Source organism: Mesorhizobium sp. BR1-1-16, from assembly GCF_020165495.1.
Taxonomy (GTDB): domain Bacteria; phylum Pseudomonadota; class Alphaproteobacteria; order Rhizobiales; family Kaistiaceae; genus Kaistia.
In genome coordinates, this window is sequence record NZ_JAIUIE010000009.1 from 83,650 (window position 1) to 98,598 (window position 14,949).

Consider the following 14,949-nt stretch of genomic DNA (forward strand, 5'->3'; position numbering starts at 1 on the left):
ATCGCCGATGCATCGGATGTTGGCAAGCCTCCGCCGGGCCGGCCTCAGTCGTCGATCGGGATCGGCGACGAGAGAGCCCTGCGATGCGAGACTGCCGCGATAAGGACCACGGCCGCGCCGAACTGGTGTGTCAGCGCCACGTCGATCGGCACGACCAGCAGCAGCGTCGCGATGCCGAGCCCAGCCTGCGCCAGCACCAGCACGGCGAGATGCCGGGCACGGCGGGCGGCACGGCTTCCCCGTGCCAGTCGGAAGGTCTGGAACGCGTGCACAAGCGCACCGACGAGCAGCAGATAGGCCACCATTCGGTGATCGAACTGCACCGTCATGACGTCCTCGAACACGCTCCGCCACATCGGATCATACTGGTAGACGCGGCTTGGAATGATGGCGCCGTCGATCAGCGGCCAGGTGTTGTAGGTGAAGCCGGCATCAAGACCCGCAACGAGACCGCCGAGGAAGATCTGCACGAAGACCAGCACGACCAGAAACGTCGCCATGCCTTTCAGCGGGGCCGTCGCGGCGGGTGCGTCGCCATCGGACGGCGCCAGCCCGCGCCGTATCCAGACCGCAGCGGCGAGGATCAGGCAGGCGATAACAAGATGCGTCGCAAGGCGGTACTGGCTGACATCGACGCGGTTGACGAGGCCGCTGGCCACCATCCACCAGCCGACGCCGCCTTGCAGTCCGCCCAGCACGAAAAGGCCAACCAGCGGCGGCACGAGCTTGCGCTCGATCCGGCCCGTGAACCAGAAAAACAGCAGCGGCAGGAAGAACACGACGCCGATGAGCCGCCCGAGCAGGCGATGACCCCATTCCCACCAGAAGATCGCCTTGAACGCGTCGAGGCTCATGCCCTTGTTGAGCTGCTGGTATTGCGGGATCTGCTGGTATTTCGTGAACTCCTCCTGCCATTCGGAGAGGTTCAGCGGCGGAATGACGCCATGAATCGGCTTCCATTCCGTAATCGACAGGCCGGAATTCGTCAGACGCGTGGCGCCGCCGACCACGATCATCGCGATGATCATCACGATCACTGCGCCGAGCCATGCGCGAATAAGCGCCCTGTCGCGCCGCCGGTCGCGCAGCTTCGCAGGAGCGATCGTTCCAGCAACTTCAACGCTGTCCGTCATCTCGAACCCTCGCCTTTCCCCCGGCAGCAGCGGCTTAGCGCCGGATGCGTGTCGCGACAATCGGCTTCTCGTCGCAGGCCCGCGAATAGCCAAGGGCAATCACCACGGACAAGGCTTGTTGCGAAGGCCCCTGTCAGGCTAGACGATGCCGGTACGGAGCATCGCAGCAACCGAACCTCGACCATGGAGCCGAAATGCCCGAACGCTTGCGCAAGTTCATTGGCATGGTGGTGCTGGTCGTCTTCGTCGTGGTCTACGCCCTCGTCGTGGTGACGATCCCGATCCAGAATATTCCCGGCGCGCTGATGTGGCTTGCTTATGCCGTCGCCGGCCTGATCTGGGTGCTGCCCGCCGGGCTGATCATTGCGTGGATGCAGAAGCCAAGGGCGCCGCGGACGTGATGCCGCGCAGGCGTTTCATGCCCCGTTCGAGGGCGAATGGGACGCCGGACAGCAACAGGTCGATATAGCGGAGCGCCTGGAAGCCGCCATTGACGGAAATGCGCGGCAGCGCCAGCGGCGATTCGGCGTTACCCCCTTGCAGCACGCCGCGCCGCGTCGTCACCGCTGTCGCGAAGCCAAGCTCCTCGGCGAGCGCGAATTCGCGTGGTCCGGCGGCATCGACCGAGCCGTAGGGATAGGCGAAATGGCGCGCGGCGACGCCCGCCGCCTCGAAAAGCCGAGCCCGGCTTTCCTCCATCTCTCGGCGGGCACGGCCCTGGTCGAGGCGCGACAGCGCGTAGTGGCCGACCGTATGGGCTCCGATCGTCACGAGCGGATCACTGGCGAGCGCGCGCACTTCATCCCAGTCTAGCATAAGGCTGTCACCGAGCGCCTTGGCGTCGATGCCGTGGGCCGCCGCCATCCGCGCGACGGCGCGCCGCTGCTCGTCTTCGTCGCATGTCGTGAGCAGCCGAATGATCGCCTCGAGCGCCGCAGCCTTTTCCCGCACCGATGCGGCCGGCAGATCGAATTCGGCATCGCCAGCGCGGCCGCAGATGCGCGGATTGTGACGGACGATTTCGCCGATGACGTCCCACCATGTGATCGCGGTTCGGTCGACAAGCCCCGTGGCGACATAGACCGTGAAGGGCGCCGCCGCCGCCTTCAGGACCGGATAGGCCTCGGTAAGATTGTTGCGGTATCCGTCATCAAAAGTCAGGACGACAAAGCGCCGGCCGGACGCGGATCCGGCGAGCCGGCGCATCGCTTCATAGAGATCGACGATATCGATGTCGCGCCGCCTGAGATGACGAATGACGGCACCAAGAAAGTCGGGAGTGACGTCGAGATGCGGGTTGGGTTGGAAACGGCCGGGTCTGGCGCTGCGGACATGATGAAACATCAGAATCGCGCCAAGTCCCTCGGTCAACGGGGCGGCGATCTCGTGCGTACGGCTCAAGTAGAGGGCGTTGAGGGCCGTCTTGATTCCGAGCGTCTTCAGTTCGTTCATGATCGGTCGGCGTTTCACGCGCTGTGCATCCACATGGCAAGACTTCACGAATATGTTAACAGCCGGTTGACCAACCCGGACTGTCGCAGCGGCCGTTTTCGTGGAGCTTGGTAAATGGACGGCGCGACGACGGCATTGATGACAGAAAGCTCCCGCGTCGGCGATCCGGCAACACGGCTGGACCAGCTCGCGATCAGCGTCCACGCCCAGGCACGCGACATCGAGGCGGAATGGCGCGCGCTGTTCGAAAGCGCCGGCAGCAACGTCTACCAATCCTTCGAATGGACCGACTGCTGGCTGACCACGGCCGCACCGGCGCTCGGCGTCCGGCCTGCCGTGGTCGCCTTGCGCTGGGAGGGGCAGCTGGTAATGCTCATCCCGCTCGGCATCGAGCGCATCGGTCCGCTGAGGGTCGCTCGCTATCTCGGCGGCGAACACGCGAATATCCGCATGCCGCTCGCCGCAGCTGATTGGCGCTCTCCTATCGATGACGCGGCGACGGATCGATTGCTGGCGCGCGTCGCAGCGGCGCTTGGCGGCGTGGACCTGTTCGATTTCGATGCGTTGCCCGCCGATCAGCCCGAGACAACGCACTTTCTCGCAAGCCACCGCGCAGCACGGCCCGCGCGCTGCAATGTCGGCACGCTGCCGCTCGAAGCGGACTTCGCGGCGCTTCTCGCCGCGCATCGGGGTGCCAAGAAGAGCAAGAAGCATCGCTGGCAGAAAAACGCGCTTGCGCCGGTCGGGGGATATCGTCTGCGCCGAGCCCAAACCGGGGCCGAGGCAGCGGCGATGTTCGATACGTTCCTGGGCGAAAAGGCCGCCTGGTTTCGCCGGATGGGCATCGCTGACAGCTTCGCGGAGCCCGGCATCGCCCCCTTCTTCCGGGCGCTGATCGCGCGGCGCTGGGCCGGCGACGAGAATACCGTCATCGATATCGACGCGATTGAATTCGATGGCGGTCTGCACGCCATTCTCGGCAGTGGCACCGCCATGGGCCGGCAGAGCGGCTATTTTCTGGCCGTTGCCGACGATGAATGGCGACGGATCAGCCCTGGAGAGCTTCTCATCCACGACGTCATCGCAGCTGCCTGCGCCCGCGGCACGCGCCTCATCGATCTTGGTCGCGGCGAGGAGCGCTACAAGGCCTCCTGGCTCGATCGGACGGAAACCCATGTCCGCCTGCTGCGTCCGGTCACGCTGGTCGGCCGTATTGGCGCTCTGGCGCTGCGGGCGCGTGATGCGGCCGAACGGCGCGTGCGCAATGACGAGCGCCTCTGGCGGCTGGTGATGCGGCTGCGCCGAAGCCGGGCCGAGGGCCAGGCTGCGAGCGACAGTTAGGCGGCTTCCGTCTTTGGATCGGGCGCTTCGCCTTCCGGCGCCGTATCGGCGATGAGCAGGAGGATCTCCGCCTTGGTCGCTGCGGCGAAAGCATCATGCGCCGTCAAGGCGCGCGGATCGCCGGCCTGCGATTCAGCCACCAGGACGATGGTCGATGCCGTTGCCGCCAGCGCCTCGGCGAGGCCCCGATCGACGTCGAGAAGAATATGGTCATAGGTCGCGTCGAGCGCGTCGAGGATCTCGGCGAGACGCCCGTCACCGGCGAGCCCTTCCGGCAGCGGTTCGGTGCCGCGGGGAATGATATGGGCACGCGACGAGCGATCACGGAAGATTGCCTGCGCGAAGGAGGCTTCGCCGGCGAAGAGATCGGAGAACCCGGTCAGCCGCTCGCTCTCGGGCGCCATCGCCGCGCCATCGGCGCCATCGGCGTGCAGATCGACCAGCAATACGCGACTGCCACGGCGCGAGAGCTGGCGCGCCAGCGCCACGGCTGCCAGGGGACGTCCCGCCTCGGGCGGCTCGGCCATTGTGACGACAAGCCGATGCGACCCTGTCGCGACAATCCGGTCGACCAGGGCACGGAGCGAATCCTGCAGGTCGGGCGGAAAAACCTGTGGCTGCGCAAAGGATGGCGCGGCCGGCATCATCCGGCGAACGTCGCCGCCATCGGACCAGCGCATCCGCCCGTCCACCGGCAGGCCCGGTTCAGCAGGCTCCGGCGGTTCGACGAACACCCGGCGGAGGGCCCGCCCGCTGATCAGTTCGCGCACCATCACGAATGCCAGCGCCAGCAGCAGCAGCGCCACGGTCGCCGCGGCGGTGATCGGCAGTTTCCTCGGGAAGGACGGCTCCAGCGGGACGGCAGCGCGCGAGATCACACGAGCATTGGCCGGGAGATAGTCTCCGTCCTGCCGCGATGTCGCCTCGCGATACCGCCGAAGGTAACCTTCGAGCAGGTCTCGTTCGGCCGCAGCCTCGCGCTCGAGCGCACGCAGCTGAACCTCCGAACCATTTGATTGCGCCGTCGCCACCTTGGCGCGGTCGAGATCGGCCGCAATCTCGACTTCCCTCGCCTTGGCCGTGGCGACTTCGCCCTCAAGACTGGAGAGGATCTGGCGCGCGGCCTGCCGCACCTGGCTATCGAGATCGGCGAGTTGGGCATTCAGCTCGCGGATGCGGGGATGCGCCGGCAGCAGAGTCGCCGACAGCTGCGCGACCTGGGCGCGCAGCGCGACCTGCTGTTCGCGAAGACGCTGGACAAGCGAGGATTCGAGAACTTCGGGAATGTCGAAATCGTTGCCGGACGCGAGCGCCTTGCGCACCTGCTCGGCCTTGGCGTCCGCAGAAGCCCGTGCCGCTTCGAGGCGCGCCATCTCCGTGTTGAGATCGGAGAGCTTTTGCTGCGGCAGCGACACATTGTTGTTCTGCCCGCCCATGAAGAGCCCGCTTTCGGCGCGGAAGCTCTCGACCTTGGCCTCGGCCGTCTTCACCCGGGCGCGCAGTGCTTCGATCTGCGAATCGAGCCAACGCGTCGCATCGGCATTCGCAGTTCGCGTCGCCTCGCGCTGCAGGGCGAGATATTCCTCGGCGATCATGTTGGTCACCTTGGCCGCCAGCAGCGGGTCGGATGACGAGAACGAAATATTGATGACGCGCGTCTTGTCGACCGAATAGACCTCAAGCTTCTCGGCAAAGCGCTGCAGCACCCGCTCCTCGCGCACCGAATCGCTCGAAGCCTTGCCGAGACCGATCCGGGCCAGAAGTCCGTTGATGAAGTCGGCTGTCGGCGTCGCATAGAATTCCGGCAGCTTGTCGAGCTGCAGCTGTGCGACCACCGTCATCGCAAGATCACGCGAGTCGATCAGCTGCACCTGGCTGGCGACACCCTCGGCGTCGAGGAGCGCCCGCGATTCCTCTGTATCGCCGCCCGTCTGGGTGATCGACGATTCTCCCTTTTCGATCAGGACCTTGGTCTCGGCGGTGTAGCGCGGCGTCACGAAGGAGAGGCCAATATAGAGCCCGATCGCAAAGATCAGGAACAGCGGCACCAGGATCGGCAAGGCGCGCCCAAGCGCACGCATGAGCGCGCGCATGTCGAGCTCGACATCGTCGATAGGTCCCAAGCGGCCGTCGCTCATCGCGGAATCTTCCCGTTGGCTTTTGGGCGATCATGGGAAAATAGAGTAACCGCCGCGTTAATAACGAACGGCGCATCCTCTCTTCGCTAGTTAATCGCTAACCATGTCGCGGCGATTTTACCGGTAATTAACCACGACCGGGGGAGAGTTCGGCAGTTGCCCCTCAAGCTGGGAACGCCCGCCGATGCGTTTCGTCCTTCTTCTCTTCAGCCTCATTGGCGTGATGCTGCTCGGCGGCTGCGCGAGCAGCTATCCGCCGCCGGATACGACCACCTATTCGGCGCTGATCGCTCCCTATCGCCTCGACAGCGGGGATCGCCTGCGGGTTGTCGTCTTTGGGCAGACCGATCTTTCGAGCACCTATCTCATTGATCAGGCTGGCTATATCTCCATGCCACTGATCGGCGCCGTCGCCGCGCGCGGCCGAACCGCCCAGATGCTGGAAGGCGAGATCGCCGGCAAGTTGAAATCCGGGCGCTTCGTGCGCGATCCCGACGTTTCGGTCGAGGTTGATCGCTACCGGCCCTTCTTCATCATGGGCGAGGTCACCAGCGCCGGGCAGTATCCCTATGTCACCGGCATGACAGTCCAGACGGCCGTTGCCATCGCCGGCGGCTTCACCCCGCGCGCCCAGAAGTCCGATGTCGACGTGACGCGCCAAGTGAATGGCAAAGTCACGACGGTCAGGCTGCTGCCGACCCAGCCGGTCATGCCAGGCGATACGATCAACATTCGCGAGCGTTTCTTCTGACGCCATGTCGGGGGACGCCTCATCGAATCCGGACGGGCGACTGCGCATCGTTCATTGCTTCCGATCGCCGGTCGGCGGGATTTTCCGCCACGTGCGCGATCTGGTCCGCGCGCAGACAGCGGCCGGTCACGAGGTCGGCATCGTTTGCGACGCGGCGACCGGTGGCACGCGGGAAGAGCAGCTTTTCAGCGAGATCGCCCCGGTTCTTGGCCTCGGCCTGCAGCGCATCCCCATGCAGCGGCAGATCACGCCGACCGACATCATCACACTGACACGCCTCTTCCGGCGTATCGGCAAGCTGGATCCCGACGTGATCCATACACATGGCGCCAAGGGCGGCGTGTATGGACGCGCGATCGGCACGTTCTTGCGGGTCTCTGGTAAACGCGTGGCCCGCATCTATTGCCCGCATGGCGGCAGCCTGCACTATGACGCGCGCACCAATGCCGGACGGCTTTTCTTCGGCCTCGAACGGCTCATGGAGCGCATGACAGACGGCTTCGTCTTCGTCAGCCGTTATGAGTCCGACGCCTTCGCGGCGAAGGTCGGGCCGCCGGAAAAGCCGTTCTGTATTGCGCCGAACGGCATCGAGGCGGCGGAATTCGCCCCTCTGCCCGTCGATTCAAGCAGAGCGGATTTCCTTTATATCGGCATGATGCGCGACCTGAAGGGACCCGATCTCTTCATTGATGCGCTTGCGCTCATCCGGGATCGCCGCGGCGTCGCGCCGAGCGCACTGATGGTCGGCGACGGTCCGGACACGGCGCGCTACAAGGCCAAGGCGACGGCCCTTGGTCTTGGTGACATTGTCTTTCATCCAGCAATGCCGGCTCGCCGCGCCTTTGCCATGGCCGAACGTATCGTCGTGCCCTCGCGTGCCGAATCGATGCCCTATATCGTGCTCGAAGGCATCGCTGCAGGGCTGCCCATGGTCGCAACCAAGGTCGGCGGCATACCAGAGATCTTCGGCCCTCTTGCGCCGAGTCTCGTTCCGCCTGGCGCGCCGCATCTGCTCGCCGGCGCCATGGAAGCGCAGCTCGATGATCCGGCCGGAGCACGGGCCGACGCTGTAGCCTTGCAGTCATCGATCCGCGATCGCTTCTCGATCGAAACCATGGCGCGGTCGGTTGAAGCTCTCTACGCAAAGGCGCTCGAGCGAACCTGACACGCGGCGTTCCGGACCTTGCCATTTTCGATGCTGCGAACGGCGCGCATTGCCCGACCGTCGGCGCAAAAGCATTTGTTAGCCTCGGCCTGCTAACTCTCGGCCATCGCATCCGGCCACCAGTGTTCGCGTAAAATGGCTGCAGATACAGAAGGTCGCTTCGACGAGCCCGGCCGCCCGGCTCTGGGCGAGGAGGCGCTTGCCGTTGCCAGCGCCCTCTCGAAGCGTTCGCTCGCGCCTGCGATCCTGGCGAACGCTGTCCAGGCGTTCGAATTCAGCGCGCTCCTGATCATCGGAGCGGTCTTGCGCCATCTCGTCGGCTCTGGCCTCAACACAGCCGGATGGCTCGGCTGGACGGCGATCGTGCTGGCGCCGCTGCTCACCGTCATGGCCGCTCATTCGGGTGGCTCCTATCTCATCGCGGCGCTGCGCGACGGCGTCGGCGCACTCGGCCGCCTGCTGGCGGTCTGGACCGGCGTGATCCTGCTCCTCGCAGCCATGGCGTTCCTGCTCGATCTCGGCAGCAGCGGCGCGCCGCGCTGGCTGCTGCTGTTCTACGTTTCCGGATTGGCCTTGCTGCTTGCCGAGCGCTCGATCCTCGCGCATCTCGTCGCCCGTTGGATGCGTCAGGGACGGTTCGATCGCCGGGCCGTCATCGTTGGTGGCGGCGACGAGGCCGAGGCGCTGATTGCGACACTTGCCGACGAATCGCCCGATATTCGCGTCTGTGGCGTGTTCGACGACCGGGGCTCCCCGCGCTCACCCGAACGCAGCGAGGGTCCGCCGAAGCTCGGTACCGTCGCAGAACTGGTCACTTTCGCTCGCATTGCAGAGATCGATCTCTTGATCGTCTCGCTGCCGCAGAGCGCCGAAGGTCGGTTGCTCGAAGTCCTCCGCGCGCTTTGGGTGTTGCCGGTCGATATCCGCCTCTCGGCACTCGGCGCACGCCTACGTTTTCGCCCACGCGCCTATTCCTTCATTGGCTCGATCCCGTTTCTCGATCTCGCCGACCGCCCGATCAGCGGCTGGAGCGCCGTGGCGAAGCGAAGCTTCGACCTTGCCGTCGCCGTCGTCGCGCTCATCCTGCTTTCGCCGCTGATGCTCGCCACAGCGCTCGCCGTTCGGCTCGACAGCCCTGGACCGATCCTCTTCCGGCAGAAGCGCTATGGCTTCAACAATGAGGTCATCTCTGTCCTCAAGTTCCGCTCGATGTATCATCACCTGAGCGATCCCGCCGCCAAGGTCGCGGTGTCGCGGGGCGATCCACGCGTGACGCGGGTCGGGCGTTTCATCCGCCGCACGTCGATCGACGAACTGCCGCAGTTGTTCAACGTCCTGGCCGGGACACTCTCGATCGTCGGCCCGCGCCCGCATGCCGTGAATGCCCATACGGCGCAGCGGCTCTGGGATGAGGTGGTGGACGGCTATTTCGCGCGTCATCGCGTGAAGCCCGGCATCACCGGATGGGCGCAGATCAATGGATGGCGCGGCGAGATCGACTCGCCGGAGAAGATCCAGCGCCGTGTCGAATTTGATCTCGAATATATCGAGCGTTGGTCCGTGCTGTTCGATCTCTACATCGTCGCGATGACGCCGCTCCGCCTGCTCCAAGGGGAGAATGCCTATTGAGCAGCAGGGCCACGACCGCGCTGCCCGCGCCGCAGGGCATTCCGACACGCGTCATCGGCAACGCGGCTATCGCGGTGCTCGTGTTTCTCTCCGGCTTCGTGATGGTCGAACCAGCGCCATCCGACCTGCTGCTCTGCGTCGTGGCGATCATGTGGGCCAGTTGCGGCCTTACCTTCACCCGGTCGATGCTGCCACTGATCGTATTACTCGCACTCTATTGTGCTGGCGGATTACTGTCCTTCACGCAGCTTCAGGCTTTTCAGAAGCCGATTACCTATATGGCAACGACGATATTCCTCGCGATCTCGTCGATCTTCTTCTGCGCGGTCGTTCAAACCGATACCGCGCGGCGCATGCGGGTCATCGAAAAGAGCTACGTCCTCGCTGCGGTGCTCTGCTCGATCGCCGGCATTCTCGGCTATTTCGGCGCCATCCCTCATGCCGATCTCTTTACGCTCTATGAGCGGGCGAAAGGCGCCTTCAAGGATCCGAACGTGTTCGGCCCCTTCGTCGTCCTGCCGCTGGTCGTGCTTGCCCGCGCCATCCTGACACAGCCGATCCATCGCTCTGGCTGGGCAATCCTCGCGTCCGTGATTCTCTTTCTGGGGCTGTTTCTCTCCTTCTCTCGCGCCGCCTGGGGCCTCGCAGTCCTGGCGATGCTGATCATGACGCTGCTGGTGTTCGCCACCGAGCCGCGATCCTCCAAGCGGCTGCGCATGCTGGCCGCGCTGGTCGCCGCAATCATGGCCGTCGCATTTCTGCTCGCCATTGCAATCTCGATTCCGGCCGTGCAGGAACTCGTCGTCCAGCGCGTCAAGCTCGTGCAGGACTATGACGCCTCGCGTCTTGGCCGCTTCGAGCGCCATATCATCGGCTTCTTCCTCATCCAGGAGCACCCGTTCGGGGTGGGACCGTTCCAGTTCGGCCTCTCGCTCGGCGAGGACGAGCACAATATGTGGCTGAAGGGGTTCACTGTTTACGGCTGGCTAGGTGGCTTTTCCTATATCGCCCTCGTCATCTGGACGCTGGTGATCGCTACGCCGCTTGTCGTCCGTAAGCGGCCATGGACGCCTTTTCTCCAATGCGTCTATGCCGTTTACGTCGGGCATCTGATGATCCACAACGTGATCGACAATGATCACTGGCGTCATCTTTTTCTGATCTATGGACTGCTCTGGGGCGCCTATGCCGTCGAGCGATCGCCGGTGCGATATCGCATCCGTCGCGGGACTGATGCGCTCTCATCGTCGCTCGTCAAATCGCCTTCATCGCGACTGGTGTTCGGGCCCGTCGCCCTGCCCCGCGCGCATTAACGGCTCACAGCATCTGTCCAGCGGAAACAATCCCGACATTTTTCGTGAACCATTCGCGCCCTTCGGCATTGGACCCTTAGGTTCCAACCCGAGGAGGCATCGACATGCTCAACGAATTCGACCCCGGCAAATTCGAGCTGGCGGCCGCGGTGCGCGGCGATACCCCGATCGATCCTGCTAGCGTCGCGCCTGAAGAACCGGTCTCGGTCCAGGCCTTGCGCGAGATGCGCGGGCTTGGCGTGGTCGAGTTGGCTGGCCTTGCGGGCATCCTGCCCGACCATCTTCGCGCGATCGAAGCCGGCGTCGAGCCGACCACCCCGGAACGGCAAGCCATCGCCGCCGCCCTCAATGTTCCGGTCGACCGGATCGCCTGACCCGGCCTTTCAAATCCCTCAAACGAAAACCGCCCGGCACATGTGCCGGGCGGTTTTCGTTTGGTCGCATTCACACCATCGCCGTCCTGGCGTCCGGACGTGCCGGCCATGGCGATCGGGCACGCCAAATCGTCGAAGCATTGGCACGACCGTTTTCAACGGTCGCCGAATGAGTCGGTCGGCCCTGCTAACAGCCAGCGCAAAAAATGGCCCGGCTTGCGCCGGGCCATTCTTCAAACAACTGACGTGTCAGATGATCAGAACTTGTAGTTCAGACCGACCTTGACGACGTTCGAGGTGTTCTTCAGCTCGATCGTGCCGATGGCGTTGCTGATGTCGTAAGCAGCAGAGCCGAGATCGAAGTAATCATACTCGGCGAAGCCGGTGATGTTCTTCGTGAAGGCCTTCTCGAGACCAGCGCCGACGGTCCAGCCGGTCGCCCACTTCGAGCCCGAATAGACCAGCGAGTCGATGTTGGCCTTCGTCTCGCCGTAAGCGAAACCGCCCTTGACGTAGGGGAGCCAGGTGTCGATCGCGTAGCCAGCACGGACGGTGGTCGAACCGAGCCAGTTCAGCTCTGCGTTGATGCCGACGATGCCCGGGATCACGTCCTGGCCCGTCTTCAGGTTCGTGTAGGCCAGATCGGTCTGAACGCCGAGGACGATCTGATTGATCTGGTAGTTATAGCCGGCCTGGACACCGCCGAGGGCGCTGCTCGAATTACCGAACGCGTCGCTCCAGATATTGGTGCTGAAGTCGCCCCAGGCGCCGCCGCCATGGACACCGACATAGAAGCCGGACCAATCAAAAGCTGCGGGAGCAACCACGGCGGCGATCGGAGCGGGCTCCATGGTCAGGTCGGCGGCGGAGGCTGCGGCGGTCAGCGCCAGCACACCCACACCTGCAAGAAGAACACGCTTCATTTGAAATCTCCAATCTTTACACATTGGGCCTATCAACCCCCCGTGCGAATTGCGGCCTCGGACTGAAACATACGCGCATCGCAGCGGCCTTCAAGAGCGATGTGAGATGGTTAGCGCTTCGGTCTGACAGTGTTGCTAAAGTGCTTCACAGTGACCACAAGTATAGCTAACAAACAACTAAGACCGGACTGGCGGCAGCCAATCCGATCTGGGCGACTTCTGGGCCTGAAAACGGGCAAAATTGAGATAGGTTCCAGACGGCCGCCTTACGCGCGGTCGGAACGCAGACCTACGCCAAGGGAATTAGGGCGCCGCACCCTTCCATTCAAGGGTCGGCGCGCTCGCACCTTAAAGAAAAAGGCCGCAATCCTGCGTTTTTACGCATCATGGACGCCGCCGCGTGGCATTTCGACAACAGCGTGACCAATCCCGCTTCACGCGGCCGTGAGCACGTGTCACCGCGTTTCCGGCGTCCAGGCGCGTCTCGTCGTTCCTGCGAGAGAGCGTGAGCGCGGCGCCTGCGACGCCGAAAGAATCCGGCTGACGTCCCAAACCCACCCGGCGCGGTAGCCGGACCCGGCACTTGATGCATACCAAGCCGGCCACCGCGGCTTAGGAATTAGTTAGGACATTCACATCCGCCCGACCGTTATGCTTGAAGCGGGCCGGGAAGACTCGGGCGCGGTCGATCCACACGGGCCCGGCCTGTATCCCTAGTCCCCAAATCGAGGCGAGCCATGGTGCTGGGCGATCTGCCAGCCGCCATCCCGTCGGACCAACATCCATGTCATGCGATAAGGCATCGGATCTTCGCCATTGGCAAAGTCGACATGTCCAGCGGTCGCGACGACATCGGGCGCCAGCTGCAGGACCGTCGGCATCGGATAGCGCATGACGCGTACGCCCGGCGGCCGCCCGGCGAAATAGCCCCGAACGGCGGGGCGTCCGGCATGCAGCACATCGACGGAGCCAAACAGGAGGGCGTCATCTGTATAGAGCGCCATATGCGCGTCGAGATCGCGGCTGTTGAAAGCGGCGACCCACTGTTCCACGAAATCCTCGACCGTCGATGTCTCACTCATAGCATCCTCCCATTCCTTATTCGCAAAGCGTCTGCCGACACGCACGAAGAATCAACAGCGCTGTCGGCGCAGGACAATCCCGGTGCCATCGATGGGCATTTGCTTCGCTTGAAAAGAATGGTCGGAGTGGCCGGATTTGAACCGACGACCCCCTGTCCCCCAGACAGGTGCGCTACCAGGCTGCGCTACACTCCGATGTCGCGGCTGCCCGATGCTGGGCCGGACGGCGGGGCCTTGGCCCGCCGCGAGCGACGCGCCGCTGTTAGCACGACTTTCAGCGCCTTGTCACCGGCTATTGCGCGCGATCCACGTCTTCAGCGTGCCTGATCGAGAATACGCTTGCATTCGAGCAGTTCGACGAGCGCTGCCTGAAGCCTGTCCATGTCGTCGTCGGAGAGATGGGCGAGGCCGGTCGCGCGGCCGGAAGGCGGACGGTCGTCGTCCTCCGTCGGCGGCGCAAAGGCGCGGATCGCTGGACCTTCGAACGGCTGGGCGCGCGCCTGCGCCGGACTATGATAGGACGACGGCGGGGCTGGCTGCACGGCCTGCGGCGGCAGATAGACTTCCGCCTCATCGGGCTCCTCCGGCGGCGCCGCAGGAATCCGCGATTGCGGCATGGCTGCGAAATCGGGCTCCGCCGATCGCTCAGGCACGGCATGCGCCTCGGCGCGGCCGAATGGCGCGGCCCGGTCCGTCAGAACAGGCTCGCGCCGTTCGCCGAACTGCGGCTCGCGGCGCTGGTCGCGCCCTGTTCGTCCGCCGGGCGCGGACGCGCGCACCGCGTCACTCTCGTCAACAAGGATACCAACTGGCACCTCGTTGTCGAATTCAGGTTCGAAGCGGTGATCCGGCGGCGCGGGATCGAGTTCGCCACCCTGCCCGGCTACGATGACCTGGCGCGCGCCCTGTTCCTTGAGGATGCGCTGCACGCCCTTGATCGTATAGCCCTCGCCATAGAGAAGCTTGCGGATGCCGCGCAGCAGGTCGACATCGTCGGGCCGGTAATAGCGGCGCCCGCCGCCCCGCTTCATCGGACGGATCTGCGAGAAGCGCGTTTCCCAGAAGCGCAGCACATGCTGTGGCAGGTCGAGTTCCTCGGCCACCTCGCTGATCGTCCGGAATGCATCGGGACCCTTGGACAAGGCCTGACCCTCGGACATTCAGTTGCACAGCCGGCGCGACGGGACGTCGTCGCCGGGTCGTCAGCTCACGCTTCGTCGTCCGGCGCGTGACCGTTCGGCAGAAGCGTACCATTGATGCGCTGCTTCAGCACATTGCTCGGCTTGAAAACCATCACGCGGCGAGGAGAAATCGGAACTTCCTCGCCGGTCTTCGGATTGCGGCCGACCCGCTCGCTCTTCGATCGAACGATAAACGAGCCGAACGATGACAGCTTGACCGATTCGCCGCGGACGATGCACGCGCTGATCTCGTCCAGAACCAGTTCAACCAGTTCTGCCGACTCGGTTCGCGAAAGCCCGACCTTCTGGTAGACGACTTCGCAAAGATCGGCGCGCGTAACCGTCTTGCCTGCCATGGTCCTGTTTTCCAACCTCTCCCCCGGGCATTCGAGAACCGTGTCTCGAAGCTGGAAGCCTATTGCGGGACCGGGGGCTGGTCAACGACCTTCATGGTAACGCGCGGGGAA

The 14,949-nt window shown here is 64.2% G+C and carries 14 protein-coding genes and 1 tRNA gene; 7 read left to right on the forward strand and 8 right to left on the reverse strand.

The genetic code is table 11. The annotated features are described in order from the left end of the window. Nucleotides 1–44: 44 nt before the first annotated feature. Nucleotides 45–1,133: a COX15/CtaA family protein gene (locus tag LB518_RS18025; RefSeq protein ID WP_224579126.1), complete on the reverse strand. Its 1,089-nt coding sequence runs from the start codon at nucleotides 1,131–1,133 to the stop codon at nucleotides 45–47. 194 nt (nucleotides 1,134–1,327) lie between these two features. Between LB518_RS18025 and LB518_RS18030 the strand changes: the two genes are divergently transcribed. After that, nucleotides 1,328–1,534: a DUF2842 domain-containing protein gene (locus LB518_RS18030; RefSeq protein ID WP_224579128.1), complete on the forward strand. Its 207-nt coding sequence runs from the start codon at nucleotides 1,328–1,330 to the stop codon at nucleotides 1,532–1,534. Here the strand turns inward: LB518_RS18030 and LB518_RS18035 are convergent. Beyond that, entirely contained in the window at nucleotides 1,494–2,603 is a 1,110-nt protein-coding gene (locus LB518_RS18035; protein ID WP_224579131.1) for a polysaccharide deacetylase family protein, read from the reverse strand. The genes LB518_RS18030 and LB518_RS18035 overlap by 41 nt on opposite strands. Nucleotides 2,604–2,723: 120 nt before the next feature. On the opposite strand from LB518_RS18035, the gene LB518_RS18040 reads away from it, so the two are divergent. Continuing rightward, nucleotides 2,724–3,926, forward strand: a complete 1,203-nt coding sequence (locus tag LB518_RS18040) for a GNAT family N-acetyltransferase (RefSeq protein WP_224579133.1) — start codon at nucleotides 2,724–2,726, stop codon at nucleotides 3,924–3,926. On the opposite strand, the gene LB518_RS18045 is transcribed toward LB518_RS18040, so the two are convergent. Next, complete coding sequence (locus LB518_RS18045; protein WP_224579135.1) at nucleotides 3,923–6,064, reverse strand: GumC family protein; 2,142 nt, start codon at nucleotides 6,062–6,064, stop codon at nucleotides 3,923–3,925. The genes LB518_RS18040 and LB518_RS18045 overlap by 4 nt on opposite strands. Nucleotides 6,065–6,248: 184 nt before the next feature. On the opposite strand from LB518_RS18045, the gene LB518_RS18050 reads away from it, so the two are divergent. The 5 genes from LB518_RS18050 to LB518_RS18070 all read left to right on the forward strand — a co-directional run bounded on the left by LB518_RS18050 (nucleotide 6,249) and on the right by LB518_RS18070 (nucleotide 11,296). Continuing rightward, nucleotides 6,249–6,815, forward strand: a complete 567-nt coding sequence (locus LB518_RS18050) for a polysaccharide biosynthesis/export family protein (RefSeq protein ID WP_224579137.1) — start codon at nucleotides 6,249–6,251, stop codon at nucleotides 6,813–6,815. Nucleotides 6,816–6,819: 4 nt separating this feature from the next. Further along, nucleotides 6,820–7,980, forward strand: coding sequence for a glycosyltransferase family 4 protein (locus LB518_RS18055; protein ID WP_224579139.1), 1,161 nt, complete (start codon nucleotides 6,820–6,822; stop codon nucleotides 7,978–7,980). A 135-nt stretch (nucleotides 7,981–8,115) separates the two neighbouring features. Continuing rightward, complete coding sequence (locus LB518_RS18060; protein WP_224579141.1) at nucleotides 8,116–9,609, forward strand: undecaprenyl-phosphate glucose phosphotransferase; 1,494 nt, start codon at nucleotides 8,116–8,118, stop codon at nucleotides 9,607–9,609. After that, a complete protein-coding gene (locus tag LB518_RS18065; RefSeq protein WP_224579143.1) occupies nucleotides 9,606–10,922 on the forward strand; it encodes an O-antigen ligase family protein in 1,317 nt (438 codons plus the stop codon). Before LB518_RS18060 ends, LB518_RS18065 begins: the two co-directional genes overlap by 4 nt. A gap of 104 nt (nucleotides 10,923–11,026) precedes the next feature. Next, nucleotides 11,027–11,296 carry a helix-turn-helix domain-containing protein gene (locus LB518_RS18070; RefSeq protein ID WP_224579145.1) on the forward strand — a complete coding sequence of 90 codons (270 nt, stop codon included), beginning with the start codon at nucleotides 11,027–11,029 and terminating at the stop codon, nucleotides 11,294–11,296. 257 nt (nucleotides 11,297–11,553) lie between these two features. Here LB518_RS18070 and LB518_RS18075 read toward each other — a convergent pair whose 3' ends face one another. From LB518_RS18075 to LB518_RS18095, 5 genes are all read right to left on the reverse strand, one after another. Further along, a complete protein-coding gene (locus LB518_RS18075) occupies nucleotides 11,554–12,219 on the reverse strand; it encodes an outer membrane protein (RefSeq protein WP_224579147.1) in 666 nt (221 codons plus the stop codon). A 713-nt stretch (nucleotides 12,220–12,932) separates the two neighbouring features. Beyond that, nucleotides 12,933–13,301, reverse strand: coding sequence for a YybH family protein (locus LB518_RS18080; RefSeq protein WP_224579148.1), 369 nt, complete (start codon nucleotides 13,299–13,301; stop codon nucleotides 12,933–12,935). Nucleotides 13,302–13,419: 118 nt separating this feature from the next. Continuing rightward, nucleotides 13,420–13,496: transfer RNA gene (locus LB518_RS18085), tRNA-Pro, on the reverse strand. Nucleotides 13,497–13,615: 119 nt separating this feature from the next. After that, nucleotides 13,616–14,443 (reverse strand): MerR family transcriptional regulator, encoded by an 828-nt coding sequence (locus tag LB518_RS24905; protein WP_224579149.1) that lies wholly within the window; start codon nucleotides 14,441–14,443, stop codon nucleotides 13,616–13,618. A 65-nt stretch (nucleotides 14,444–14,508) separates the two neighbouring features. Then, nucleotides 14,509–14,853, reverse strand: coding sequence for an integration host factor subunit alpha (locus LB518_RS18095; protein WP_286198755.1), 345 nt, complete (start codon nucleotides 14,851–14,853; stop codon nucleotides 14,509–14,511). Nucleotides 14,854–14,949 lie beyond the last annotated feature (96 nt).

Coding starts and splice junctions, on each gene's coding strand:
- LB518_RS18025 (WP_224579126.1), bottom strand. CDS start 1,133: ATGACGGACAGCGTTGAAGTTGCTGGAACGATCGCTCCTGCGAAGCTG.
- LB518_RS18030 (WP_224579128.1), top strand. CDS start 1,328: ATGCCCGAACGCTTGCGCAAGTTCATTGGCATGGTGGTGCTGGTCGTC.
- LB518_RS18040 (WP_224579133.1), top strand. CDS start 2,724: ATGACAGAAAGCTCCCGCGTCGGCGATCCGGCAACACGGCTGGACCAG.
- LB518_RS18045 (WP_224579135.1), bottom strand. CDS start 6,064: ATGAGCGACGGCCGCTTGGGACCTATCGACGATGTCGAGCTCGACATG.
- LB518_RS18050 (WP_224579137.1), top strand. CDS start 6,249: ATGCGTTTCGTCCTTCTTCTCTTCAGCCTCATTGGCGTGATGCTGCTC.
- LB518_RS18055 (WP_224579139.1), top strand. CDS start 6,820: ATGTCGGGGGACGCCTCATCGAATCCGGACGGGCGACTGCGCATCGTT.
- LB518_RS18060 (WP_224579141.1), top strand. CDS start 8,116: ATGGCTGCAGATACAGAAGGTCGCTTCGACGAGCCCGGCCGCCCGGCT.
- LB518_RS18070 (WP_224579145.1), top strand. CDS start 11,027: ATGCTCAACGAATTCGACCCCGGCAAATTCGAGCTGGCGGCCGCGGTG.
- LB518_RS18075 (WP_224579147.1), bottom strand. CDS start 12,219: ATGAAGCGTGTTCTTCTTGCAGGTGTGGGTGTGCTGGCGCTGACCGCC.
- LB518_RS18080 (WP_224579148.1), bottom strand. CDS start 13,301: ATGAGTGAGACATCGACGGTCGAGGATTTCGTGGAACAGTGGGTCGCC.